At 72.4% G+C, this 22,469-nt stretch carries 20 protein-coding genes; 10 read left to right on the top strand and 10 right to left on the bottom strand.

The window, feature by feature from the left end:
- Nucleotides 1-20: 20 nt before the first annotated feature.
- Nucleotides 21-476: a manganese-binding transcriptional regulator MntR gene (mntR, locus tag DK427_RS15640; RefSeq protein ID WP_109952072.1), complete on the bottom strand. Its 456-nt coding sequence runs from the start codon at nucleotides 474-476 to the stop codon at nucleotides 21-23.
- 215 nt (nucleotides 477-691) lie between these two features.
- Here mntR and DK427_RS15635 point away from each other — a divergent pair, with 215 nt between their 5' ends.
- Together DK427_RS15635 and DK427_RS15630 are read left to right on the top strand one after the other, a co-directional pair.
- Complete coding sequence (locus tag DK427_RS15635; protein WP_109954197.1) at nucleotides 692-2,026, top strand: Nramp family divalent metal transporter; 1,335 nt, start codon at nucleotides 692-694, stop codon at nucleotides 2,024-2,026.
- Between the two features lie 148 nt (nucleotides 2,027-2,174).
- Nucleotides 2,175-2,372, top strand: coding sequence for a hypothetical protein (locus DK427_RS15630; RefSeq protein WP_066925728.1), 198 nt, complete (start codon nucleotides 2,175-2,177; stop codon nucleotides 2,370-2,372).
- Between the two features lie 5 nt (nucleotides 2,373-2,377).
- Here DK427_RS15630 and DK427_RS15625 read toward each other — a convergent pair whose 3' ends face one another.
- The 3 genes from DK427_RS15625 to DK427_RS15615 all read right to left on the bottom strand — a co-directional run bounded on the left by DK427_RS15625 (nucleotide 2,378) and on the right by DK427_RS15615 (nucleotide 7,219).
- On the bottom strand, nucleotides 2,378-5,791 hold the full coding sequence (locus tag DK427_RS15625) for a hypothetical protein (protein WP_204165175.1): 3,414 nt from the start codon (nucleotides 5,789-5,791) through the stop codon (nucleotides 2,378-2,380).
- Between the two features lie 100 nt (nucleotides 5,792-5,891).
- Nucleotides 5,892-6,299: a hypothetical protein gene (locus tag DK427_RS15620; RefSeq protein ID WP_109952071.1), complete on the bottom strand. Its 408-nt coding sequence runs from the start codon at nucleotides 6,297-6,299 to the stop codon at nucleotides 5,892-5,894.
- Between the two features lie 212 nt (nucleotides 6,300-6,511).
- Nucleotides 6,512-7,219 (bottom strand): invasion associated locus B family protein, encoded by a 708-nt coding sequence (locus DK427_RS15615; protein WP_109952070.1) that lies wholly within the window; start codon nucleotides 7,217-7,219, stop codon nucleotides 6,512-6,514.
- 712 nt (nucleotides 7,220-7,931) lie between these two features.
- Between DK427_RS15615 and DK427_RS15610 the strand changes: the two genes are divergently transcribed.
- From DK427_RS15610 to DK427_RS15585, 6 genes are all read left to right on the top strand, one after another.
- Nucleotides 7,932-9,377: a homospermidine synthase gene (locus tag DK427_RS15610; RefSeq protein ID WP_109952069.1), complete on the top strand. Its 1,446-nt coding sequence runs from the start codon at nucleotides 7,932-7,934 to the stop codon at nucleotides 9,375-9,377.
- A gap of 81 nt (nucleotides 9,378-9,458) precedes the next feature.
- Complete coding sequence (locus tag DK427_RS15605) at nucleotides 9,459-9,710, top strand: DUF4926 domain-containing protein (RefSeq protein ID WP_109954196.1); 252 nt, start codon at nucleotides 9,459-9,461, stop codon at nucleotides 9,708-9,710.
- The gene (locus tag DK427_RS27445) at nucleotides 9,711-10,043 is read left to right on the top strand and encodes a DUF6883 domain-containing protein (RefSeq protein ID WP_342772505.1); all 333 of its coding nucleotides are present in this window, start codon (nucleotides 9,711-9,713) and stop codon (nucleotides 10,041-10,043) included.
- Nucleotides 10,044-10,112: 69 nt separating this feature from the next.
- Entirely contained in the window at nucleotides 10,113-10,673 is a 561-nt protein-coding gene (locus DK427_RS15595; RefSeq protein ID WP_109952067.1) for a Uma2 family endonuclease, read from the top strand.
- 22 nt (nucleotides 10,674-10,695) lie between these two features.
- A complete protein-coding gene (locus tag DK427_RS15590; protein ID WP_109952066.1) occupies nucleotides 10,696-11,037 on the top strand; it encodes a hypothetical protein in 342 nt (113 codons plus the stop codon).
- The gene (locus DK427_RS15585; protein ID WP_109952065.1) at nucleotides 11,034-11,879 is read left to right on the top strand and encodes a DUF1206 domain-containing protein; all 846 of its coding nucleotides are present in this window, start codon (nucleotides 11,034-11,036) and stop codon (nucleotides 11,877-11,879) included. The genes DK427_RS15590 and DK427_RS15585 overlap by 4 nt, the downstream gene beginning before the upstream one ends.
- 7 nt (nucleotides 11,880-11,886) lie before the next feature.
- Here the strand turns inward: DK427_RS15585 and DK427_RS15580 are convergent, their stop codons facing one another.
- Together DK427_RS15580 and DK427_RS15575 are read right to left on the bottom strand one after the other, a co-directional pair.
- Nucleotides 11,887-13,008 (bottom strand): M23 family metallopeptidase, encoded by a 1,122-nt coding sequence (locus DK427_RS15580; protein WP_109952064.1) that lies wholly within the window; start codon nucleotides 13,006-13,008, stop codon nucleotides 11,887-11,889.
- Between the two features lie 128 nt (nucleotides 13,009-13,136).
- Nucleotides 13,137-13,604 (bottom strand): peroxiredoxin, encoded by a 468-nt coding sequence (locus DK427_RS15575; RefSeq protein WP_109952063.1) that lies wholly within the window; start codon nucleotides 13,602-13,604, stop codon nucleotides 13,137-13,139.
- A 158-nt stretch (nucleotides 13,605-13,762) separates the two neighbouring features.
- On the opposite strand from DK427_RS15575, the gene DK427_RS15570 reads away from it, so the two are divergent.
- Complete coding sequence (locus DK427_RS15570; RefSeq protein ID WP_109952062.1) at nucleotides 13,763-17,185, top strand: YhdP family protein; 3,423 nt, start codon at nucleotides 13,763-13,765, stop codon at nucleotides 17,183-17,185.
- A 131-nt stretch (nucleotides 17,186-17,316) separates the two neighbouring features.
- Nucleotides 17,317-17,703 carry a hypothetical protein gene (locus DK427_RS15565; protein WP_109952061.1) on the top strand — a complete coding sequence of 129 codons (387 nt, stop codon included), beginning with the start codon at nucleotides 17,317-17,319 and terminating at the stop codon, nucleotides 17,701-17,703.
- Nucleotides 17,704-17,772: 69 nt separating this feature from the next.
- Here DK427_RS15565 and DK427_RS26725 read toward each other — a convergent pair whose 3' ends face one another.
- The 4 genes from DK427_RS26725 to DK427_RS15550 all read right to left on the bottom strand — a co-directional run bounded on the left by DK427_RS26725 (nucleotide 17,773) and on the right by DK427_RS15550 (nucleotide 22,432).
- Entirely contained in the window at nucleotides 17,773-17,949 is a 177-nt protein-coding gene (locus DK427_RS26725) for a hypothetical protein (RefSeq protein ID WP_197430535.1), read from the bottom strand.
- 82 nt (nucleotides 17,950-18,031) lie between these two features.
- Nucleotides 18,032-18,466 (bottom strand): GlcG/HbpS family heme-binding protein, encoded by a 435-nt coding sequence (locus DK427_RS15560; RefSeq protein WP_109952060.1) that lies wholly within the window; start codon nucleotides 18,464-18,466, stop codon nucleotides 18,032-18,034.
- Between the two features lie 110 nt (nucleotides 18,467-18,576).
- Nucleotides 18,577-19,551 (bottom strand): HpcH/HpaI aldolase/citrate lyase family protein, encoded by a 975-nt coding sequence (locus DK427_RS15555; RefSeq protein ID WP_109952059.1) that lies wholly within the window; start codon nucleotides 19,549-19,551, stop codon nucleotides 18,577-18,579.
- Between the two features lie 121 nt (nucleotides 19,552-19,672).
- The gene (locus DK427_RS15550; protein WP_109952058.1) at nucleotides 19,673-22,432 is read right to left on the bottom strand and encodes a phosphoenolpyruvate carboxylase; all 2,760 of its coding nucleotides are present in this window, start codon (nucleotides 22,430-22,432) and stop codon (nucleotides 19,673-19,675) included.
- Nucleotides 22,433-22,469 lie beyond the last annotated feature (37 nt).

Genomic DNA, 22,469 nt, shown 5'->3' with positions numbered 1-22,469 from the left:
GAGAGGCGTCGCGAACGATCCTACCCCCCGCCATCCGCGAAGCGCCGGAACGCCGCCAGCGTCTCGCCGCTGACATGGTGCTCGATGCCCTCGGCGTCGCGCCGCGCCGTCTCGGGGCTGACGCCCAGCGCGCAGAGGAAGCGCTCGACCACTTGGTGGCGCTCCCGCGCCTGGTCGGCCAGGATCCGCCCGGCCTCCGTCAGGAACACGCCGCGGTAGGGCCGCTGCTGCACCAGGCCGTCCTCGGAGAGGCGCTTGAGCATCTTGGCGACCGTCGGCTGCGCGACGCCCAGCCGGGCCGCGATGTCGACCTGCCGCGCCTCGCCGCCGTCGCCGATCAGGTCGGCGATCAGCTCGACATAGTCCTCGGCGAGTTCCGAGCGCCGGGCCTCGCGGGCCTGCCGAAAGCTCGCGACATGGACCTCCGGATCGACGAGCGGGTCTCCCGCGGGGGCGGTCGTGCGGCGGGCCTGCATCGGTCGGAACACCTCGTCTGGCGGAGGACTGGCGGCCCTCATAGCCCAGGAGGCCACGCACCGGGAGCCCCCGCACCTTAATCGGACCCTTCGCCCGAACGCGGCACCGGACGCGCGGCTTAGCTGTTCACAACGGTTATAGCACGAGCTATATTGCTCCGCAGGGGCCGGTCCGGTCTCCCACGAGGATCGTCGTGAACGTCAGCCCGCAGCCCATCGCCCCGGATCCGAGCTGGCGCTCCGCGAGGCCCGCGGACGAGCCGAGCCTCGGCGCCCTCAACGCCAGCGTGGCGGTGCGCGCGGGCGGCTCCTGGCCGCGGCGGCTCCTCGGCTTCCTGGGGCCGGGCTACATGGTGGCGGTCGGCTACATGGACCCGGGCAACTGGGCGACCGACATCGCGGGCGGCGCCCAGTTCGGCTACACCCTGCTCGCCGTCATCCTGATCTCGAACCTGATGGCGGTCGTGCTGCAGGCGCTCAGCGCCCGGCTCGGCATCGCCACGGGCCGCGACCTCGCCCAGGCCTGCCGCGACGCCTATCCGCGGCCCGTCGGCTTCGCGCTCTGGCTCGCCTGCGAGGCGGCGATCATCGCCTGCGACCTCGCCGAGGTGATCGGTACGGCGATCGCCCTGAAGCTGCTCTTCGGCCTGCCGCTCTGGCTCGGCGCCGTGATCACCGCCCTCGATGTGCTGGTGGTGCTGCTGCTGCTCCGGCGCGGCTTCCGGGCGCTCGAGGCCTTCGTGATCGGGCTGCTCACCGTCATCTTCGTCTGCTTCGCGGTGCAGATCGCGCTGGCCGCCCCACCGGTCGCGGCGGTGCTCGGCGGCTTCGTGCCCTCGCGCGAGATCGTCACGAACCCGGCCGCCCTCTACATCGCCATCGGCATCATCGGCGCCACCGTGATGCCCCACAACCTCTACCTGCACTCCTCGATCGTGCAGACCCGAGCCTACCCGCGCGATCTCGCGGGAAAGCGCGAGGCCCTGCGCTTCGCGGTGGCGGATTCGACCATCGCCCTGACGCTCGCGCTCTTCGTCAACGCCGCGATCCTGATCCTGGCGGCCTCCGTGTTCCACGCGAGCGGGCGCACCGACGTGGAGGAGATCGAGCAGGCCTACGAGCTGCTCTCGCCGCTGCTCGGCGTCGGCCTCGCCTCGACGCTGTTCGCGGTGGCGCTGCTGGCCTCGGGCCTCAACTCGACCGTGACCGCGACGCTCGCCGGCCAGATCGTGATGGAGGGCTTCCTCCGGTTGCGCCTGCCGAACTGGGCGCGGCGCCTGATCACCCGCGGCATCGCCATCGTGCCGGTGGTGGTCGTGGCGGTGCTCTACGGCGATGCCGGCACGGCCAAGCTCCTGGTGCTCAGCCAGGTGGTGCTGTCGATGCAGCTGCCCTTCGCGGTGATCCCGCTCGTCAGCTTCGTCTCGGACCGGGCCAAGATGGGCGCGCTGGTGGTGCCGGGCTGGCTGAAATGGCTGTCCTGGGCCATCGCCGGGCTCATCGTGGTGCTGAACCTGAAGCTGCTGGCCGACACCCTGGCGGGCGCCTGACTCCGCTGCTCGGTTGAGCGCGATCCGCACCACACCGCGCCCCCGATCCAGCTTGACCGTATCGAGGGCGCCGACGATTTCGGATGAGCAGTCGAACCGCGGGCCATTCTGGCCGTTAACCTGCCGATCTCAGCTCCCGGTGGGTCCAATGGCCAAGCACGACATCCTCGGATACTTCGAGCATCGCCGCGACGGCGCCTGGGTCTGCGTGCGCCCGTTCACGCTGACGACCCGCAGCGCCAGCATCGACATCCGCCAGGGACAGCGCTTCGATTACGGCAAGCGTGTCGGCGGGCTCGACCTCGCCGAGTACCTGGAGCAGCTCGGCTCGCAGTTCGGCTCGTAGCGGTTCTACCCGGGCGGCGGCGTCGGCGGCGTCTCCGCCTGGCTCTGCGCGCCCTCCCCCCGGCCGCCGGCCGGTGCGCCGGGGGATTTGCCGCGCTCGGGCGCTGCGGTCTCGGGATAGCGCTTGCGGTACTCGGCCAGGAACGCCCCGAGCGTCTCGGCCTTCGAGGCGCGCTGTGCGATCTCGCGGAAGCCGGGCTGTCGTGTCGGGTCGGCGCCGGTGATCAGCGCGAAGCTGCGCGCGTCCGCGCTCTCGGCCATCAGTCCTGAGAACTTGGCCTTCAGCCGCTCCAGCCCCAGGCGCTCGTCCGCGAGGTCGTAGGCGATGCCGGCGCGGATCACATCGGCGCGCGCCGCCTCGTCGAGGGTCTTCTTGCCGCGCCAGACCTCGCCGAGGAGCGCCTCGTGCGCCTCGCCCGCCCCCCGCCAGCGTCGGGCAGCCCAGAGGATGTCGGCCCTGAGGCGCGACACGTCCGGCCCGCTCTCGTCCTCGATCGTCTCCAGGGCGAGATCCGTGCGGCTCAGGTCCGACAGGGCGCGGGCGCGCACCAGGGCGCGGGCGCGGGCCAGATCCGTCGGCAGTTCCGGCAGGTGGGTCGCGTCGATCGCCTCGAGCGCCTGGAGCGGCTTGCCGTCCATCAGACGCACCGTGGCGAGGCGGGCCGCGACCGCCGCGCGGGCCTGGCCGGTGAGCCGGTGGTCGATCTGGTGCTGAAGCAGGTCGCCCGCGGAGTCGAGCAGGTCCAGCCCGACCAGCCGGTCGGCGAGGCGGCGCACCACCTCGTCGCCGCGCCGGCCGATCGGCGCGAACTCCTTGAAGTCGAAGTAGAGCGCCACCGCCTCGATGCCCGGCAGCGCGTCGCCGCGCCCGCCGAGATAGAGCCCGTCGAAGAGGCCCTGGGCCTCGGCGTTCAGAACCCGCGCGGTCTCGGAGGCCGGGAAGGCGGCCGCCGCGCGCCGCGTCGTCGCGAAGGCCTCGCGGAAGCGCCCGGCCACCGCGTAGCTTCGGGCGAGGCCGGCGATGATCGCCTCCTCGGTCGGGCCGCCGCGCCACGTCACGGCGAGGCGCTCCAGCCGGGCGAGCGCCTCGCCGGAGGACATCTTGGACGTGGCCAGAGCCAGCAGGGTCCGGCGCAGGGTCGCGGCGGCGGCGACGGGCGGCGCGGCCGCGACTTCCAGCCGCTCGTAGCGGTCGAGGGCGGCCACCGTCTGTCCGGTCAGTTCCTCCACGCGGCCCTTCACCAGGGCGAGGCGGTCTCGCGCCAGCGGGTCGCGCTTGGGCGCGGCCTCCATCCGGGCCACCGCGGCGTCGATGTCGCCGTTCTCGATCGCGGATTCGGCCGCCGCCGCGAGCACGAGGTCGCGCAGATCCTCGGGCAGGCGCCCGGCGAGGCCCAGGGTGCGGCCGAAGCCGGTCTCGGCCGAGCGCCACGCGCCCTGGCCCGCCTCCGCCACGGAGCGCCACAGCACCACCTCCGCGTCGCGGTCGAGCACCTCGCCGCCGAGCACGGCGCGGGCCTCGGTGAGGCGGCCGGCGCGCAGGAGGGCGAGCCCGCGCCAGATGGTCGTCTCGCGCTGCGCTGCCACCAGAGGATCGTCCGCCGCGGCGACGTCGAGGGCGGTCAGGCCCTCCAGATCGAGCCCCGCCGCGATGAGCGTGCGGGCGTGAGTGACCCGCAGGGGGCCGCGCTCGCCGGGCGGTGCCGCAGTCGCGGCGGCGAATTGCTGGCGCAGGATCGTGCGCAGGTTGCCGGACTTGCCGCGCGCCCAGATCTCCGGGTCGATGGCCGGGGCGCCGGCCTCGGCGAGCGCCGCCTCGGGGCGGCGCGCCACGCTCGACACGGCGAGCCCGCCCTCGCGCCCGACCGCGACCCCGTCGAGGTCCGGGCGCACCGCGAGGTCGTCGGCGTAGGCCAGCACCGCGAGGCCGAACCGGCTCGGCAGCAGCTCGAAATCGACGAAGCGCTGGCGCTTGGGCATGCCGGCCGGGCGCCGCGCCTGCGTGGTGACCACGGCGATCCGCTCGCCGTCGAGGTCGAGCCAGGTGGCCGCGCTCGGTCTCGGCAGATCGACCGCGAGGCCGAATCGCCCGGCCGCGTCGCTCAGCCGCCGCGGGGTCAGCACGGCGCTGGGGGTGAGCGTCTCGCCCGCGGCGAGTTCCCAGCCGGCGCCCTCGCCGACCGCCACCGGCAGCAGGTCCACGAGGCGGCCCGGCGGCACTGCGAAGCGCAGGACGGTGAGCTTGCCGACCCGGCGCGGCTCGCCCAGCGGCTGGAGCCCGCCCGCACCAGTCTCGGGCGGGCGTAGGGTCTCGTCGGTCTCGAAGGCGAGCGTCGCTACGCCGAGCCGCTCGAACATCGCGACGGGCGGAAGGGTGCGGAAGCCGAAGACGAGGCCTGCACCGGGCTTGCCGAGCGGCGGCTCGGCCTCCGGCTGCACGGGGCGGGCCACCTCCCGCACCGATTCCCGAGGTGCCGCCTCGCGCGACGCGGCGGGCCGCTGAGACTCGGCGCGGCGCGGCGCCTCCGGCGCTTGGTCGCCCGCCTGGGCAACCGCCTGAGTACCCGGCGCCGACGCGACAGCCGGGACGGCCGGCCTCTCCCCGGCCTTCACGAGATCGACCGAGACCGCGTCCTCGTCGCGCTCGACGCTCAGCGCGTAGCCCTCGGCCGGGGTGAGCAGCAGGCTAGCGGAGTCGGGGTCCGTCTCGGCCGAGAGGCCGGCGAGCGCCGGGGCCGTCCGGCCGCGCGCCTCGCGCACGTCGATGGTCCAGGCGCCCGCGATCCTGAGACGGGTGGCGCCGCCCTCCCGCAGGCTCTCGCTGTGCACGCCGGGCGGCAGGCGCAGGGAGAGGCGGGTCAGCGTCGGCAGATGGGCGATCTCGAGGGCGAGCGGCCGGCGCACCGGCGACGGGTTGCGCACCCGCAGGGCCGCCTCGGCGGCCTCGGCCCGCCGCGCCAGCTCCGCCACCACCTCGGCCGGCAGCGGCGGCACGAGGCCGGTCCAGTTCTCGGGCAGGAGGTCGACAAAGACCTGCTCGGCCGCCTCCTGCACGCTGACGCGGACGGGGCGCTGCAGGGCGAGACGCAGGCCGGTCCCGTCGGGGTCGCGCCGGGCCACCGAGATGTAGGCGGGCATCTCCTGGGCGAGCCGCTCTGCGCCGCCCGGCGCCCGCTCGGAGAAGCTGAGCACCAGCACGCCCGCGCTTGCCCGCGCCTTGACGGAGACCGGCTTGTCGAAGGTGAGGCGGATGCGGCCGTACGGGGCGGGCGCGGCGCCCTCCCCGGCCCGGGCCTCGCTGCCCTTCAGGGCAACGAGCCGCGCGGCGGCGGCCGGTGCCGCGGCCGGGAGCGCCGTCAGGATCCCCAGGAGCAGGGCCGCGCGCAGGGCCCGCAGGCCGCCCGCTCGCCCCCCCCTCACCTGCCCCGCCCCCATGGACCGCCCCGACGCCGTACGCCGCGGGACTCTGCGGGGGGCAGGGCTAACGGCGGCTTAATGGGACGGCCGCAGGTCCCGCCGCTCAGCGGCGCAGGACGAGGTTCGGCACGAGCTTGCCCTCGGGGCCGAAGCCGTCGAAGGCGCGCTTGCAATTGGCCTCCGGGTCCTTGCGGTAGCTCTCCAGATAGGCGGTGGCGGCGAGATGCAGCGTTCCGCCATCGAGGGCGCCCGGCTCGATACCGAGGCGGCGCAGGGCGGCCTTGAGCTGCTCCGGCTCGCCCCGCAGCTCCGCGCAGGCCACGTTGACGAAGCCCACCAGCCCGGCGAGCCGGGCCGCCATGGTCTCGTTCTTGGAGAGTTCAGGCGGCTTCGCCTCCCCGGCGGGCGGGGACGCCGGCGCGGCCGGTTCCTGCGCCTGCGCCGGCAGGGTACCTGCCCCGGCGAGCAGCGCCACCGCGGCGAGCCGCGCCGCCAGCATGATCCGTCGCATGGTGTCCTCCCTGTCCGTTCCCGCGCGGCCGTTGTGCCCGGCCTGCGCCTTCTCCTAGAGCCGTTCCCGATCGCGTTACAATCGGGAGCGGCTCTAAGTCCTTGTTTCGACGCGCTCTCTTTCGCCGAGCCGGCATCCGCTTCGGCGGAGAGCGGTCTAGCCCCGCCCGGTCCGGCGGAGCCACGGATGCCGGGCGATGGATCCCGGCGCGGTCAGCTCCCGAGGGCGGTGGCGCGGGCGAAGGCGGCGTTGAAGCCGCCGAGCGGCAGGGTGATGGTCACCGTCTCGCTGCTGTTGGCCTTCTGGGCGTTCACGACCAGCGCCTTGGCGGTCTTCATCGCGTCGGTGGCAAGCGTCGGGAAGCTGATCGGCACGAGGCAGCCCTCGCTCGTGCAGGTGGTGTAGGGCGCGCCCTTGCCGAGCACCGACTCGTCCAGCTTGAAGGTGACGCCGGTCTCGATGTTGAGCCCGAACGGCATCAGGATCAGCCCCTCGGCCCGGCCCTCCTGCGGGGTGCGCAGCTCGAACACGAACTGGCGGCGCCCGCTCTGGCGGTCGCCCTGCGACTGCGTGACGAGGCAGCTCGTCCGTGCCTCGGCCCGGGCGCAGTTCGTCGTCCACTCGCCGTAGGTCTCGCTCACCGTGTCGGCACCCGCGGGCCAGACGGCCGGGGCCGCCTCGGGCTTGGCGTCCGCAGGTTTCTCGGCAGCCTTCTCGGCAGGTTTGGCCTGGGGCTTCGGCTTCGGGGCGGGCTTGGGCTTGGGCTTCTGGGGGGCGGTCGGCGCCTCCTCCGCCTCGGGCGCTGCGTCCTGGGCGGCGGCCTGACCTGCGAGCAGCAGGGCCGCGAGCAGCGCGGCCCGCAGGCCGGCCTGCGGCCGGGGCGTCCGGCCCGCGGATCGGGCAAGCGCGCGTGTCGACATCGATCTCGTCCCCTCGGCGACGCACCGGAAGTCGGTGCGCGTCCAGACCTTTGGAGCCGTTCCAGATCCGGTCTCGACGGCCCGGTGCGCTCTAGCGCCGGGGCGGGGGCGAGGCAATCGCCGGGCGCGCGACGCTCGCCGCGCTCTCAGAACAGGCGGCGCAGGCTGCGCGCCAGCGCGAAGGCGAGGGTCACCACGCCGGGATCGCGGTCGATCGCCTCCTGCTCGGGGGCGGGGCACCGGGCTACGAGAACCGAGAGCATGACTCAACTCCATGGGCGTCGGGGGCGCTTCCACGGACCGTTCGGCCTCCTGTTGGGACGAATGTGCGGAGATCGCGCCGCCTGTGCAACGCGCGGTATCGCACGGGCCTCATGCGGCGATGTCATATGTATGAAAGTTCCGGCTTCTAGGAACACTTGCGCTCTTCTGCAGGTCTGCGCGACATCGGTGCCATCCCGTCGATCCTCCGTCGAAAGAACTGTCTTTCGGTTTGTCGCCCGATGGGGTGAAATCTTAATCTCTGCCGAACCCGCCCGGCCGCCGACGGTTGACCCCGCGGGCGGGCGCGGTCAGAAGCCCCCTTTGCGCGAGGCCGGCGGTCGCCGCGGCCAGCTGTCGCCGCTTCGTCACAGACGACGCTTAACCACCGACACTTTCCACCTGCCGCGCCCCGAGCCGGGGCGCGCGAGACGACGAGGATCCCCCCGGAATGACCGATCAGCCGACCCATCACCCGGTCTACGGCCGCATCAGCGGTCCCATCGTGATGATCGGGTTCGGCTCGATCGGCCGCGGCACCCTGCCGCTCATCGAGCGCCACTTCGACTACGACCGCGCCCGCTTCACGGTGATCGATCCGGTCGACACCCACAAGGACCTCGCCGAGAAGCACGGCCTGCGCTTCGAGACCGTGGCGCTGACCCCTGAGAACTACCGCGACGTGCTCACCCCGCTCCTCACCGAGGGCGGCGGCCAGGGCTTCTGCGTCAACCTCTCGGTCGACACCTCCTCGCGCGCCATCATGGAGCTCTGCCGCGAGCTCGGCGCCCTCTACATCGACACGGTCGCCGAGCCCTGGCCGGGCTTCTACTTCGACAAGTCGAAGAGCCAGGGCGACCGCACCAACTACGCGCTGCGCGAGAACATCCTCGACGCCCGCGCCCAGAAGCCCGGCGGCACCACGGCCGTCTCCTGCTGCGGCGCGAATCCCGGCATGGTCTCGTGGTTCGTGAAGCAGGCGCTCCTCAACATCGCTGAGGACACCGGCCTGGAACGGCCGGAGCCGAAGTCCCGGGCCGAGTGGGCCGCGCTGATGAAGGATCTCGGCGTCAAGGGCGTCCACATCGCCGAGCGCGACACCCAGCGCGCCAAGAACCCGAAGCCGCGCGGCGTCTTCGTCAACACCTGGTCGGTCGAGGGCTTCGTCTCCGAGGGCAACCAGCCGGCCGAGCTGGGCTGGGGCACCAACGAGACCTGGATGCCCGAGAATGCCCGCGAGCAGGAGAAGGGTTCGCGCTGCGCGATCTACCTGCTCCAGCCCGGCGCCGATACCCGCGTGCGCACCTGGGTGCCGACCGTCGGCGCGCAGTTCGGCTTCCTCGTGACCCACAACGAGGCGATCTCGATCAGTGACTACTACACGGTGCGTGAGGGCGATCGGCCGGTCTTCCGCCCGACCTGCCACTACGCCTACCACCCGGCCGACGACGCCGTGCTCTCGCTCCACGAGATGTTCGGCAATGCCGGCAAGGTGCAGGAGCGCCACCACATCCTCGACGAGAACGAGATCGTGGACGGCATCGACGAGCTCGGCGTGCTTGTCTACGGCCACAAGAAGAACGCCTACTGGTACGGCTCGCAGCTCTCCATCGAGGAGACGCGCCGCATCGCCCCCTACCAGAACGCGACCGGCCTTCAGGTGACGAGCGCGGTCCTGGCCGGCATGGTCTGGGCGCTGGAGAATCCGGAGGCTGGCATCGTCGAGGCCGACGAGATGGATTTCCGCCGCTGCCTGGAGGTCCAGACGCCGTATCTCGGCCCCGTGGTCGGCGTCTACACCGACTGGACCCCGCTCACCGACCGTCCGGGCCTGTTCCCGGAGGACATCGACACGAAGGATCCCTGGCAGTTCCGCAACGTGCTCGTGCACGGCTGATCCCTTCGGATCCGGCCGCCGGGGCCTCGGCCCCGGCGGCCCGCGTTGACGCTGCCGGGACCCTGGACCTATCTTTCGGCCATGTCCGTCGAGGTTCTGTACCACTGGCGTGAGGAGCGACCCGAAGCGCCGTTTCGGGAACTCGATGAAGCGCGCCTGCTCGCCGACGCCGTGACGCTCGACGGCGACACGATCGCGGCCTGGACGATCGGTACGATCGTCGGCATCTGGCGGAACGGCGAGGCCTACGAGGTCGAGTTCGCCGAGCCGATGGGTGCGCTCTGCACGGTCGAGGCAGGTCATCTCGCCTATGCGGGCCGCTCCGCACCGTGATTGACCCGCGGGAGCCGATCGAGGTTCCGCGCGGTAAGATCGTCGACTTTCCTCGCCACGGCACATCCGAGGGGCGGCCCGAAGGCCCGCTTCTTCCTGGCCTTCGGCTTCTCGCCGGCCGCACCCGAGGCGATGACCGAAGCCCTGATCGGCCATCTGATCGGGGAGCGCAGCGCCGTTCGGACCGACGTCGTGCACGGGCGTAGGCGCCTGATCGCGGAGGGGCCGCTCGCGACGCCGGACGGGCGCGAGCCGCGCGTGCGCACGGTCTGGCAGTACACGGCGGCGGGGACCGGGCGGCGTCTCGTCACCGCCGTGTCCCTCACCCGCTGAGAAGCAGCGGCGCTGTTGCGGGCCGTGCCCGCGGTGCTACCATCCGGGCGTAGGCAGGATGAGGCCCCGATGGCTCTGGCCGCGAGACGCGACGCCCGCATGAGCGTCGCCGAGTATCAGGTCTGGGTGGAGGGCCGCCCCGCCGGGGAGCGCTGGGAGCTGCTCGACGGCGAGCCCGTGCCGATGTCGCCGCCGCGGGAGCGGCATCAGCGGCTCGTCTACAATCTCCTCCGCCGGGTCGGCGACCTTGCAGATGCGCGTGGCTGCAGTGCCCTTCCGGGCCTCGCCATCCTGAGCGAGGCGATGGACGATTTCGCGCCGATCCCGGACGTCGTCGTGCGCTGCGGTCCCGAACTCCCGAGCGGCTACGCGCGCGATCCCCTGCTGATCGCCGAAGTCCTCTCGCCCTCGACCATGGCCAACGACCGCGGGCGCAAGGTCGATTTCTACCTCACGGTGCCGAGCCTGAAGACCTTCCTGATCGTCTACCAGAACGAGAGGCGGGTCGAGGTCTGGCAGCGCGACCGCGACTGGGAGATGCAGGTCTTCGGCCCGGACGACCGGATCGAACTGCCCGAACTCGGCGGCGCCTTGGCCGTTTCGGATATCTACGCCCGCGTCGCCTTCTAGCTCTCCGTCAGGTCCCACGCCCTTGCCCCACTTCGATGAGTTCTACGCCGACAAGCTGCGCGGATCGCTGGGCGTCACCGACGCGGAGGCGGTGCTGGACCTGCGCGGCGCCAAGCGGGCCACGGCCGAGGCCTCGCTGAAGGACATGCTGGAGCGCTCCCGCTTCGGAAAGAGCAAGGTGGTGGCGGTCCGCCTCGACTCGCCCCCCGAGGGCGGCGGCGAGACCCTGTTCCAGCCGATCGGCCGCCTCCTGCTCGACGCCAAGCGCCGGGGCCTGATCGAGCGCCTGCAGACCCTTCCGGCTCAGGATGGGCTGGGCTTCTACGTCTCGCTCGCCGGCAAGCCGCAGCGTTCGCCCGCGTGAGGCGCTTCGGGGGACGCAACACCCTGGAACGCCTCGCCCGCTTCGGCTACGGCGCGCGGGGCTTCGTCTACTGCGTCGTCGGCGCGCTGGCCGTGCTGGCGGCGCTCGGCGCGGGTGGGCAGACCGGGGACAGCAAGGGCGCGCTGCGGGCGGTGCTCGGCGGCCCGTTCGGGCCCGTCGTCGTCGGCGCGATCGCGGCCGGGCTCCTCGCCTTCGCGCTCTGGCGCCTCGTCGAGGGGATCACCGACGCGGACCGGCGCGGCACCGGTCCGAAGGGCTTGGCGGTGCGCGGCGCGCATCTCGTTAGCGCCGGCATCTATGCCGGCCTCGCGCTGACCGCGGCGAGCCTCAGCCTGGGGCTCGGCCTGAAGGGCGGCGACGGGATGCAGGACTGGAGCGCGTGGCTCATGGCCAAGCCGCTCGGCCGCTGGCTGCTGGCGCTGATCGGCCTGTGCGTGATCGCCGGGGGCTTCGGCTTCCTCGGCAAGGCGGTCGCCGGCGACGTGACCGAGCGCTTGGCGCTGAGCCGGAACCAGTGCCGCTGGATCCGCCCGGTCGGGCGCTTCGGCTACGCGGCGCGCGGGATCGCCTTCCTGATCATCGGCGGCTTCCTCGTCGTGGCGGCGTGGTATCAGCGCTCGTCCGAGGTGAGGGGCCTCGGCGAGGCCTTCCGGCTGCTGCGCCGCCAGGAATACGGCTGGATCCTGCTCGCCGTGGTGGCGGCCGGGCACGTCGCCTTCGGGGCCTTCGGGCTGATCCAGGCCCGCTACCGGCACATCGACGCGCCCGACATCGACGAGACGGACGACGCGGCGGCCCGGGCGTTCCGGGCGTTCCGCTAGGAATGATCTACGGCGAGGGCGCCGCCAGTTCCCGCCCTGCTGCCAGGAAGCGCTCGGGATCGACCGGCTCGCCGTCGATCCGGGTCTCGTAGTGCAGGTGCGCGCCGGTGGAACGGCCGGTGGATCCGACCCGGCCGACGATGGCGCCCGCCGCCATCCACTGGCCTGGCACCACCGCGATGCGCGCCAGATGGGCGTAGCGCGTGGAGAGGCCGTGCCCGTGGTCGATCTCGACCATGTTGCCGTAGCCGCCCGCGAACTCCGCCGCCGTCACGCGGCCGGGCGCCGTGGCGCGGGCCGGCTCGCCGATCTCCGCCTTCAGGTCGAGGCCGGTATGCAGGGCGAGGCCTCGGGTGAAGGGATCGAGCCGGGCGCCGAAGCCGCTCGACACGCCGTGCGGGCCCGTCACGGGCGAGCGCAGCGGCAGGGCCTCCGCGCGGCGGCGCAGGCGCTCGGCCTCGCCGACCGCGGCTTGCGCCGCCTCCAGCATGCCGGAGAAGTCGCCCGCAGGCAGCGGCACGAGCGGGCCGCCGATGCCGGAGGCCGTGCCCGCGAGGCGGGCGGGATCGACCCCGGCCCCGCGGATCACCCCGCGCAGGTGCCGCACCGTCCGGGCAGCCCCGTCGACCACTTGGCCCAGCGCCCGGGCCTGCGCCGCCTGCACCGCGTCGAGGCGGGCCTCGAGCCCGGCCAGACGCGCCTCCGCCCGCTCGACCCGCCGTTCGGGCCGCGGGCCGTCCTCGCCGCGCAGCTCGAACGCGTCGGGCGCGGGCCGGACCTCTCCGAGCGGAACGAGGCCGGGCAGGCGCCCGAGCACCGACTGGCGCCGCTCCAGCTCGGCCTGGCGCTCCAGGGCCGCCGACAGGCGGCGCTCCAGGTCGGTCCGCTCGTCGAGCTTCCGGCGGCCCAGCTCGATCTCGGCGCCGAGCTCACCGATGCGCGCCTCGTAGGCCGCCTGCATCCCGCTCTGGCGGCTCAGCAGGCGGCCGAGCGCGTCGTCGCGGAAGACGAGGCCGTAGGTCGCCGCACCCGCCCAGAGGGTCGCGAGCCCGAGCCCACCCGCGAGCAGCGCCCGGCCGCGGAATGGGCTCGGCCTGGGACCTCTCGGCGATGTCTCGGTGTGGCGCATGCTCGATGGGCTTCGCGAATCGCGACGCCCATCAGGAAGCCTTAGGGTTAAAGAAGCCCGAAAGGACTACCCCGCCGGCGCCGTCCGCCTGGGAAGCCGGATGGCCCGCCCTGCCCGCTCGACCCCGTTCAGGCCAGATCCCTGGCCGCGCCCAGCACCTCCTCGGCATGGCCCGGCACCTTCACCTTCGGCCAGATCCGGGCGATCCGTCCTTCTCGGTCGACGAGCAGCGTGGTGCGCTCCACGCCCATGTACTTGCGCCCGTACATGCTCTTCTCGACCCAGACGCCGTAGGCCTGGAGCGTCTCCTTGCTCTCGTCGGACGCGAGGGGGAACTGGAGGCCGTACTTGCCGCAGAACTTGTCGTGGCTCTTCACCGGGTCCGGCGAGAGGCCGATTACCCGCGTGTCGGCGGCCGCGAAGTCGGGCAGCAGCGCGTTGAAGCCCTGCGCTTCCAGCGTGCAGCCGCTCGTGTCGTCCTTCGGGTAGAAGTAGAGCACGATCTTGTGACCGCGCATCGCGGCGAGCGCGACGCTCTGCCCGGACGAGCCCGGCAGGGTGAAATCCGGGGCCGGATCTCCGACGGTGAGGGACATCGTGCCTTCCTTTCGGCCGATTGCTGGTGTGCCTGGGAACGACCCCGAAACAGCGGGTTCGACAGCCGATCTGGTCGGGATCATCGAGGCTCTTAAAATGAGCCCGCGTCCCGATCCAGCGGTCACGCTTCGAAGTTTGGTCTTGCCGCAAGGTCTCGATGGCTGAAACACCCGAGGGATCGACGCCGCCCCGGGCGGGCCGCCGCTGGGGACTTGCCTGCGGCCTCTCCGCGCTCGGGCTGGTCCTCCTGGTCGGGCTGGCGGGCGGCCTGGTCTGGCTGCGGCTCGCTGCCGGCCCGATCAGCCTGGACGCCTTCTCGGGCCGGGTCGCGGCGGCGGTGGCCGAGCGGATCGGTCCGGGCTGGCGGATCGACCTGAAGGATTCCTCCCTCGAACTCGACGCCGAGCATTCGCTGGCGCTGCGCATCGCCGGCCTCGACATCCGCAACCCGCAGGGCGCGCTGGTGGTGCGGGCGCCGCTCGCGGTGGTGAGCCTCGACAGCTGGGCGCTGCTGCGGCTCGCCGTGCAACCGCGCTCGATCGAGTTCCGCGACGTGCAGATGACGGCGCTCGTCCACCACGACGGCTCGATCGCCTTCGCGTCGCCCGATGCGGGGCAGGCCAGCACGCCCCAGACCCTGCCGAGCGTGGACACCGCCCGCGGCACGGTGTCGCCGCTCTCGGCCGGCATCGCCTCGATCTTCGGCGTGGTGCTCGATCCGGCCGGGGTCGTCGGCGCCCTGGACCGCGCCCGCGTCACCAACGCGCGCCTGACGCTGGTCGGCGAGGACGGGCAAGCCAAGGCGGTGTTCGAGCGCGTCAACGGCCTGTTCGGCCGCGACGCCACCCAGGACGCGCGCCTGTTCGAGCTGCGCATCGACGGTCCGCACGGACAGTGGCGCTTCGGCGGCACCCTGCGCGAGGCCGCGGACGGGCGCCGCACGGGCGTCATCACCCTCGACGACCTGCCGGTCACCGACCTCCTGCTGCTCTCCGGCCAGTCGAAGCTGCCGGTGACGACCGACCTCAAGCTCTCGGCCCGGGCCGACGCCGCCCTCCTCAACGGGCGGATCGAGACGATGCAGCTCGGCCTGCGCACCGGCGACGGCTCGCTGCTCATCGAGGAGAAGGACTTCAACCCCGTCACCGTCGAGAGCCTGACGGCGCAAGCGAGCTGGGACGAGACGGCGCGCGCGATGACGCTCGCCAGCCTCGACTATCGCGGCGCGGGCAACACGGTCCGGCTGTCGGGCCTCTGGCAGGCGAGCCCGGCCGGCGCCGACACCGCCTGGACCGCGACGCTCTCCGGCCGCGACGGCATCCTGCGGGGCGCCGCCCCGAAGGACCCGGCCGTGGCGATCGCTGCGCTCGACGCGCGCCTCTCGGGTCGGGCCGGCGGCGTCAGCATCGACGCGCTGACCCTCGCGGGGCCCGGCGTGAAGGGCCAGCTCGGCGGCACGCTCGGCACCAGCGCCGACGACGACGGGCTGACGCTCCACATCCTGGCGAGCGACAGCGAGGCGCGCACGGCCCTGCGGCTCTGGCCCGAGAACATCGCGCCGGGCGCGCGCAACTACCTCGTGGACGCGCTGCGCGGCGGGCGCATCGACAGCGTCGACATCCGGGTCGACATGTCGGGGGCGGAACTCGCCGCCGCGACCCGCGGCGAGCCGATGCCCGACAACGCGGTGCATATCGACTTCCGGGTCTCGGAATCGACGCTCGAAGTCTCCCCCGACGCGCCGCCCCTGACGCGGGGGCGCGTGGCCGGCACGATCACCGGCCGCACGACGCGCATCCGCGACGTCACCGCGGATCTGCGCATGGCAGACGGCCGCGCGCTCGGGATCTCGGAGGGCAGCTTCGTGATCCCGGAGATCACCCCCGACACGGTGGTGGCGCAGATCGGCCTACGGCTCGGCGGCAGCGCCGACGCGCTCGCCGCCCTGCTCCAGACCAAGATGTTCAAAAGCCTGTCGGGCGCCGATCTCGACCCTGCCACGGTCAAAGGCACGGCCGACCTGCAGATCGGCTTCCCGCTGAACCTCAAGCACATCCCCGACTTGGCCGACCTGCCGGTCGCGATCTCCGGCACCCTCTCCGACCTCTCGGTCGACAAGGTGGTGGGCAAGGACCGGCTCGAATCCGGCCGCTTCGCCGTCGCCTACGGCCGCGACGGGTTCAGCCTGAAGGGCGACGCGCGGATGCTCGGCGCGCCGATCACCGTCGACCTGCGCCAGCCCCGCACGGGCGGGGGCGGCGAGGTGCAGGTGGGCCTCGCCCTCGACGAGGCGGTACGGGCGAAGAAGGGCCTGCCGACTGCGCCGCAGCTCAGCGGCACGGTTCCCGTGCGGGCGGTGGTGCCGCTCGGGCGCGCCGGCAAGGCGCCTGTGCGCGTCGAGGCCGATCTGACTCGTGCGGGCATCGACGGGCTGCTGCCGGGCTTCACCAAGGCCGCCGGCAAGGCCGGGCGGCTCAGTTTCAGCCTCCTCGATACCCAGGGCGGAGCGGATCTGCGCGACATCGTGCTCGACGCCGGCACGGCCTCCGCCCGCGGCAGCGCGAGCCTCGGCGACGGGGGACTGGAGCGGGCCGAGCTCACCGGGGTGAAGCTCTCGCCCGGCGACGACATGCGAGTCGTGGTCGACCGGAACGGATCCGGCTACCGCGTGACCGTGCGGGGGGCGGTCGCCGACGCGCGTCCCTTCCTCAAGTCGCTGACCGGGCCGGACCAGAAGGGCGGGCGCGACGCCGCCCCGAAGGACATCGACGCCGACATCGCGCTCGGCATCCTGACAGGCCACAACGAGGAGGCGCTGACCAACGCGAGCCTCAAACTCTCGCTCCGGGGCAAGGACCTGCGCGCGGCGACCATCGCGGGCCGGTTCCGCTCCGCGCCCTTCGCGGCGAGCGTGACCAAGGGGGATCGCGGCGTGCCGACGCTCTCGGTCGAGACGGCCGACGCGGGAGCCACCCTGCGCTTCGTGGACATCTACCGCCGGATGTTCGGCGGCAAGCTCAGCGCCGGGATCAACCTGAACGACGGGCCGCAGGCGGGCGTGGTGCAGATCCGCAGCTTCACGCTGCGCAACGAGCCGGCCCTGTCGAGCATCATGGCCCGCGGTCCGGACATCCCGGAGAGCGTGGACGCCCGCGGCCGGCGCCGGCCCGCAATCCAGCAGGCGGCCGAGGTGACCTTCGACCGGATGCGGGCGAACTTCGTGCGCTCGGGCAGCCGGGTCGATTTCTCGGACGCGGCGATCTCGAACGCGGCGCTCGGCTTCACCCTCTCGGGCTATCTCGACACGGGGCGCGAGCGCACGGACATCAACGGCACCTTCGTGCCGCTCTACGGGCTGAACAACGTGGTGGCGCAGGTGCCGCTGTTCGGGCCGTTGCTGGCGGGCGGCCACAACGAAGGCCTGTTCGCGGTCAACTTCCGGGTGCAGGGGCGGCTCGCCGCGCCCGAGGTCAGCGTGAACCCGCTCTCGGCCGTGGCGCCGGGCTTCCTGCGCAAGCTGTTCAGCGCGGGCGGCTCCTTCGCGGACGGCGACCCGGCGGCGGCCCCGAGCGACCGGTAGGCCGGGTCGCGGATCCCGGCGCCTGAACGGCGCCGAACGGGACCGCTCCCGGACCGTTCAGGCGCCGCATGCGACACAATCCTCACCGATGGCCCGGCGCCTCGCCGGCCACGCGGCATCAGAGGATGTCCATGTCGCGCCTCCCCTCGCCTCGCCTCCGCACCCTCGGGCTACTCGCCCTGGTGCTGGCCGGCACCGCCGCCCAGGCGGCCGATTTCGACGGGCCCTACGGCCCGCGCCCGGATCTCGGGCCGGGCCGCGGCCCGGGCTTCGAGGAGGATTACGGGCGCCGGCCGCCGCCCCGCTTCCCGCGCTTCTCGGCCGGTCCGGACGGCGAGCCCTCCTGCCGGGTCTTCGTGAAGCGCCGCTTCGACGCCGACGGCGAGCCGGTGATCCGCCGGGTCCGGGTCTGCGACGAGCCGGAGGATCGCGGGCTTCCGCGGCGCCCGCGCTTCGACCCGCCGCCGCGCGACTTCTCCGATGGGCCCGGGGGCCGTTGGGGCGGGCCGCGCTGGTAGGCCTCGAACGACGAAGCCCCCGTCCGGTGCCGGGCGGGGGCTTCAAGGAGTTTCGGGCCTGCGTCCCAGTCAGGCCCGGGCCGGCGCCTTCTTCAGCGCCGCCGCGAAGGCCTTGAGCTGGCGGTTGAGGTCGGCCAACTCGTTCAACGCGATGGTCTTGTGGCCGTCCTTCACGGCCCGCTCGATATCCTCGACCTGGGTTGCCACGAGGCGACGCAGGGCTTCGGCGAATTGTTCACGGTTCATCGTCGCGCTCCCCGACCGACTTCTGGCTGATGGGCCCGTCATAGGGCGGTAGCCTTAACCGGCGGTTGCGGGACGGCGCGGCTCAGGTCCGCCAGGGATGGGCGGGCAGCTCCGTCTTGCCGATGGCTTGCGCGCCGGCCTGGGCGACCGCGTCGTCGTTCTCCACCGTCGAGCCGCTGACGCCGATCGCGCCCGACATTACCCCGTCCTCATCCACGATCGGGATGCCGCCCGGGAAGGTGATCAGACCGTCATTCGAGTGCTCGATGCCGTAGAGCGAGCCGCCGGGCTGCGAGAGCTGACCGATCTGGCCGGTCTTCATGCCGAAGAACACTGAGGTCTTGGCCTTCTTCTGGGCGATGTCGATCGAGCCGACCCAGGCGTCGTCCATGCGGTAGAACGCCTTCAGGTTGCCGCCCGAATCCACCACCGCGATGCACATCTGGGTGCCGAGCTCGGCCGCCTTGTCGCGGGCGGCCCGGATCGCGGTCTCGGCCTGTTCGATCGTCACGTGCATGGCTGGTTCTCCCTGGCTTTCCCTTGGCGGACGCCGGCCGGCATCCACCCTTGAAACGGCGGCGGCCGCCGGATCGCTCCGGCGGCCGCCCCCAAAGATCCGCTCGGGTCCTACTTGCCCGACATCGCGTCGGCCTTCTCGATCAGCGCCTCGGCCATGCGGATCGAGGCGATGTCGATGAGGCGGCCGTCGAGGGCGACCGCGCCGCGGCCGGCCTTGGCGGCCTCTTCCATGGCCACGAGGATGCGGCGGGCCTTCTCGACCTCCTTCTCGGAAGGCGTGAACACCTCGTTGGCGAGCTCGATCTGCGAGGGGTGGATCGCCCACTTGCCCTCGTAGCCGGCAGCGGCGCAGCGGCGGGCGGCCGAGAGGTAGCCGTCCTTGTCCGAGAAGTCGCCGAACGGGCCGTCGATCGGGCGCAGGCCGTAGGCGCGGCAGGCCACAAGCATGCGCTGCTGGGCGAACAGCCACGGGTCCTGCCAGTGGGTCTCGCGGTTGCCGGACTCGTCCTTGTCGGTGAGCACCGAGTAGTCGGGGTTGACGCCGCCGATCACGGTCGAGCGGGTGCGGCAGGACGCGGCGTAGTCGGCAACCCCGAAGGACATCGCCTCCAGGCGCTTGGAGGAGGTCGCGATCGCCTCGACGTTGGCCATGCCGAGCGCGGTCTCGATCAGCACCTCGAAGCCGAGCTTCTTCTCCCGCTTCTTGGCCTGCTCGATCTGCGTGACGAGAACGTCGATGGCGTAGACGTCCTGCGGGACGCCGACCTTGGGGATCAGGATCATGTCCAGCCGCGGACAGGCTTCGACGATATCGACGACGTCGCGGTACATGTAGTGGGTGTCGAGACCGTTGATGCGGATCATCATGGTCTTGTTGCCCCAATCGATCTCGTTCAGGGCCTGGATGATGTTCTTGCGGGCCTGCTCCTTGTCGTCGGGGGCGACCGCGTCCTCGAGATCGAGGAAGATCACGTCCGCCGCGGAGGTCGCCGACTTCTCCATGAAGGTCGGGTTGGAGCCCGGCACGGCGAGTTCGGAGCGGTGCAGGCGGGCCTTGGCCTGCGGGATCAGGGTGAAGCTCATCGGTGTTTCTCTCTCCTGGTAACGGTTCTGGTGCCGTCGTCGGGCCGCGGCTGCGCGACGCTCCCCGGTCCCCCGGGTGCAAGATGGGCCGCGGGCACGCCTACGACAGGGTGGAGCGCGCCTAGCCCGTCGCGCCGAAGCCGACGGCGATGCAGTTGATGGACAGGAGGAGCGCGGATTTCACCGCCTCGCGGCGATCCTCGTCGGTCTCCTGGCGGAAGCGGGCCAGCAGCTCGACCTGCTCGCGGCTCACTTGGTTGATGGTGGGCAGCCGGCCCTGGAGCCGGTCGCGGAACAGGGGAAAGCGCTCGGCGAGTTCGCGCCCACCGCTCACCCGCAGAACCATCTCCTTGGTCAGGGCGTACTCGGCCTCGACCATGCGGAAGATCCGGGCGCGCACGAGTTCGTCGGCCACGAGGCCCGCGTAGTCGCGGGCGATGTCGAGATCGACCATCATCAGGGTCTTCTCGACCTCGTCGAGGACGAGGCGGAACACGCGCGATTCCTCGAACAGGCGCTTCAGCTGCGCCTCGCCCTCGGCGCCCCGCACGTCGAGGAAGCTGCGGATGCCCGATCCCACCCCGTACCAGCCGGTGACGACGTGCCGGTTCTGCGACCACGCGAAGACCCAGGGGATCGCCCTGAGGTCGGAGAGCGAGCGGGCGCCGAAGCGCCGCGCGGGCCGCGAGCCGATGTTGAGGAGCGCGATCTCGTCGAGCGGGCTCGCCGCCTGGAAGTAGTCGACGAGCCCTTCCGTCTGCAGCAGGTTGACGTAGGCCGCCCGCGAGGCGCCCGACAGCGCCTCCATGGCGTCGTCCGCCCCGAGCCGGGCGGCACCGTTGCCGTTGGGCTCGGGCGCCAGCGCGTGCTCGAACACGGAGGCCGCCAGCAGCTCCATCTGGTAGGCCGCGGTGCCGCGGTTCGCGTACTTGAACGAGACGACCTCGCCCTGCTCGGTGATGCGGAAGCGCCCGTTGATCGAGCCGGGCGGCTGGGCGGCGATGCCCCGGTGGGTCGGCACGCCGCCGCGGCTGACCGAGCCGCCGCGCCCGTGGAAGAAGGCGATCGGCACGCCCGCGTGCTTGCCCAGCACGGTCAGCCGGGCCTGCGCCTTGTAGAGTTCCCAGTTCGAGGCGACGAAGCCGCCGTCCTTGTTCGAGTCCGAGTAGCCGATCATCACCTCCTGCACCCCGCCCTGCCAGCGGGTGGAGCGGCGCACGACCGGGGTCGCCAAGAGCTCCTTCATGATGGCGGGCGCGGCGCGGAGATCATCGATCGTCTCGAACAGCGGCACGATCGGCAGCGGGCAGATCTCGGTGCCGGCCCCGTCGAGGAACAGGCCCGCCTCCTTGGCCAGCAGGTAGGCGCCGAGCACGTCCTCGACCGAGCGCGTCATCGACAGGATGAAGCTGCCGAAGGCCTCGCGGTCGAGGGTGTCGCGCATCTCGGCCACGAGCGCGAAGGTGTCGAGGGTCTCGCGCGCCGCCTCCGGCAGGTCGTCGAAGCCGCGCTCCGGGTCGCGGGGCCGGGCGAGTTCGGCGAGCAGCCATTCGCGCCAGGCGGGGGAATCGGGCTCCGGCGGCGGGCGGTCGCCCTTTCGACGGGCCCAGAGGGCCTGCAGCGTCTGCGTGGTGCGGGTCGAGTTCTCGCGGATGTCGAGGCGCACGGTCGAGAAGCGGAAGATCTCGACCATGCGGCGGACCGGGCGCACGAGGTCGGTTGCGAGCCCCGTGCAGCGGGCATCGGCCAGCCCCTTCTCCAGGGTGCGCAGATCGTTGATCAGGCCGTCGGCGCTCGGATAGTCGGGGCCGGAGGGTTGCGCGCCCTCGTTGCGGGCGATCGTCGCCTCGAGCTTGCGCTGCACGCAGGTGAGGAACTGCCGGTAGGCCTCGCCCGGATTGCGGCCCGCGATGGCCTTCGCGTCGCCGCTCTCGGCGAGCGCGTGCGCGAGTTCCCGGCCGAACGCCTCCGGCACCGGCAGCGAGCGCTCGGTGAGCGAGAGCATGCGTGCGAGGTGGTTGATGCCGTCGCGGTAGCGCCGGAGCGAGGCCAGCGCGTTGCGCTTCAGGGTCTCGCGGGTGACGCTCGCGGTGACGTAGGGGTTGCCGTCGCGGTCGCCCCCGATCCAGCTGCCGAACTGGAAGAAGGGCGGCACCTCGAAGGTCTCGTCCGGGTAGTGGCGGCCGAGCGCCTCCTCCAGCGAGACCATCATCTCGGGCAGCATCTCGAAGAGCGATTCGTCGAAGAAGTGCAGGCCCCAGGCGACCTCGCGCTCGACGGTCGGCTTCTCCAGGTGCAGCTCGCCCGTCATCCAGACCAGCTCGATCTGAGCGCGCAGCTCGTTCATCAGCCCGTTGCGCTCGCGCTCGGTCCAGCGCGGCATCTCCAACTCGCGCAGCACGAGGTAGATGCGCCGGAACTTCTCCAGCACCGTCACGCGCTTGCCCTCGGTCGGGTGCGCGGTGATCGTCGGGCGGATGCGCAGGTCCTTCAGGAGCGCGTGGATCTGCGGCGCCTTGATTCCGCGGCTCGCGGCCTCGGCCAGCACCTTGGCGAAGGAGCCGCCGAGCGCCTCACGGCCCTCAGCGCGCTCGATTTGGCGGCGGCGGCGCATGGCCGCGTTCTGCTCGGCGATCGAGATCAGCTGGAACCAGATGCCCTGCACCTGGAGCGCGCGGGCCAGCATCTCGGGCGTGAAGGCGGAGATGTCGGCGGTGCCGTGCAGCACCGATTCCAGTTCCGGCTCGTGCCGGCGGGCTACGTCGAGGAGTGCGTGGAACAGGATGTCGAGCGGCTCCTTCGCGGAGGTACCGGTAATGACCGGGGGCGCGAAGGCGTTCTCGTCGGTGTGGCCGGGGGAGGCGTGGAGCGTTCGGGTCATGGGGCCACCTCGTGGCGCATGTTCTGGTGTCGATGGG

It is taken from the genome of Methylobacterium radiodurans (assembly GCF_003173735.1).
Lineage (GTDB): Bacteria > Pseudomonadota > Alphaproteobacteria > Rhizobiales > Beijerinckiaceae > Methylobacterium > Methylobacterium radiodurans.
The sequence above is the reverse complement of the archived record's forward strand: the minus strand, read 5'-3'. Positions and strand labels throughout refer to the sequence as shown.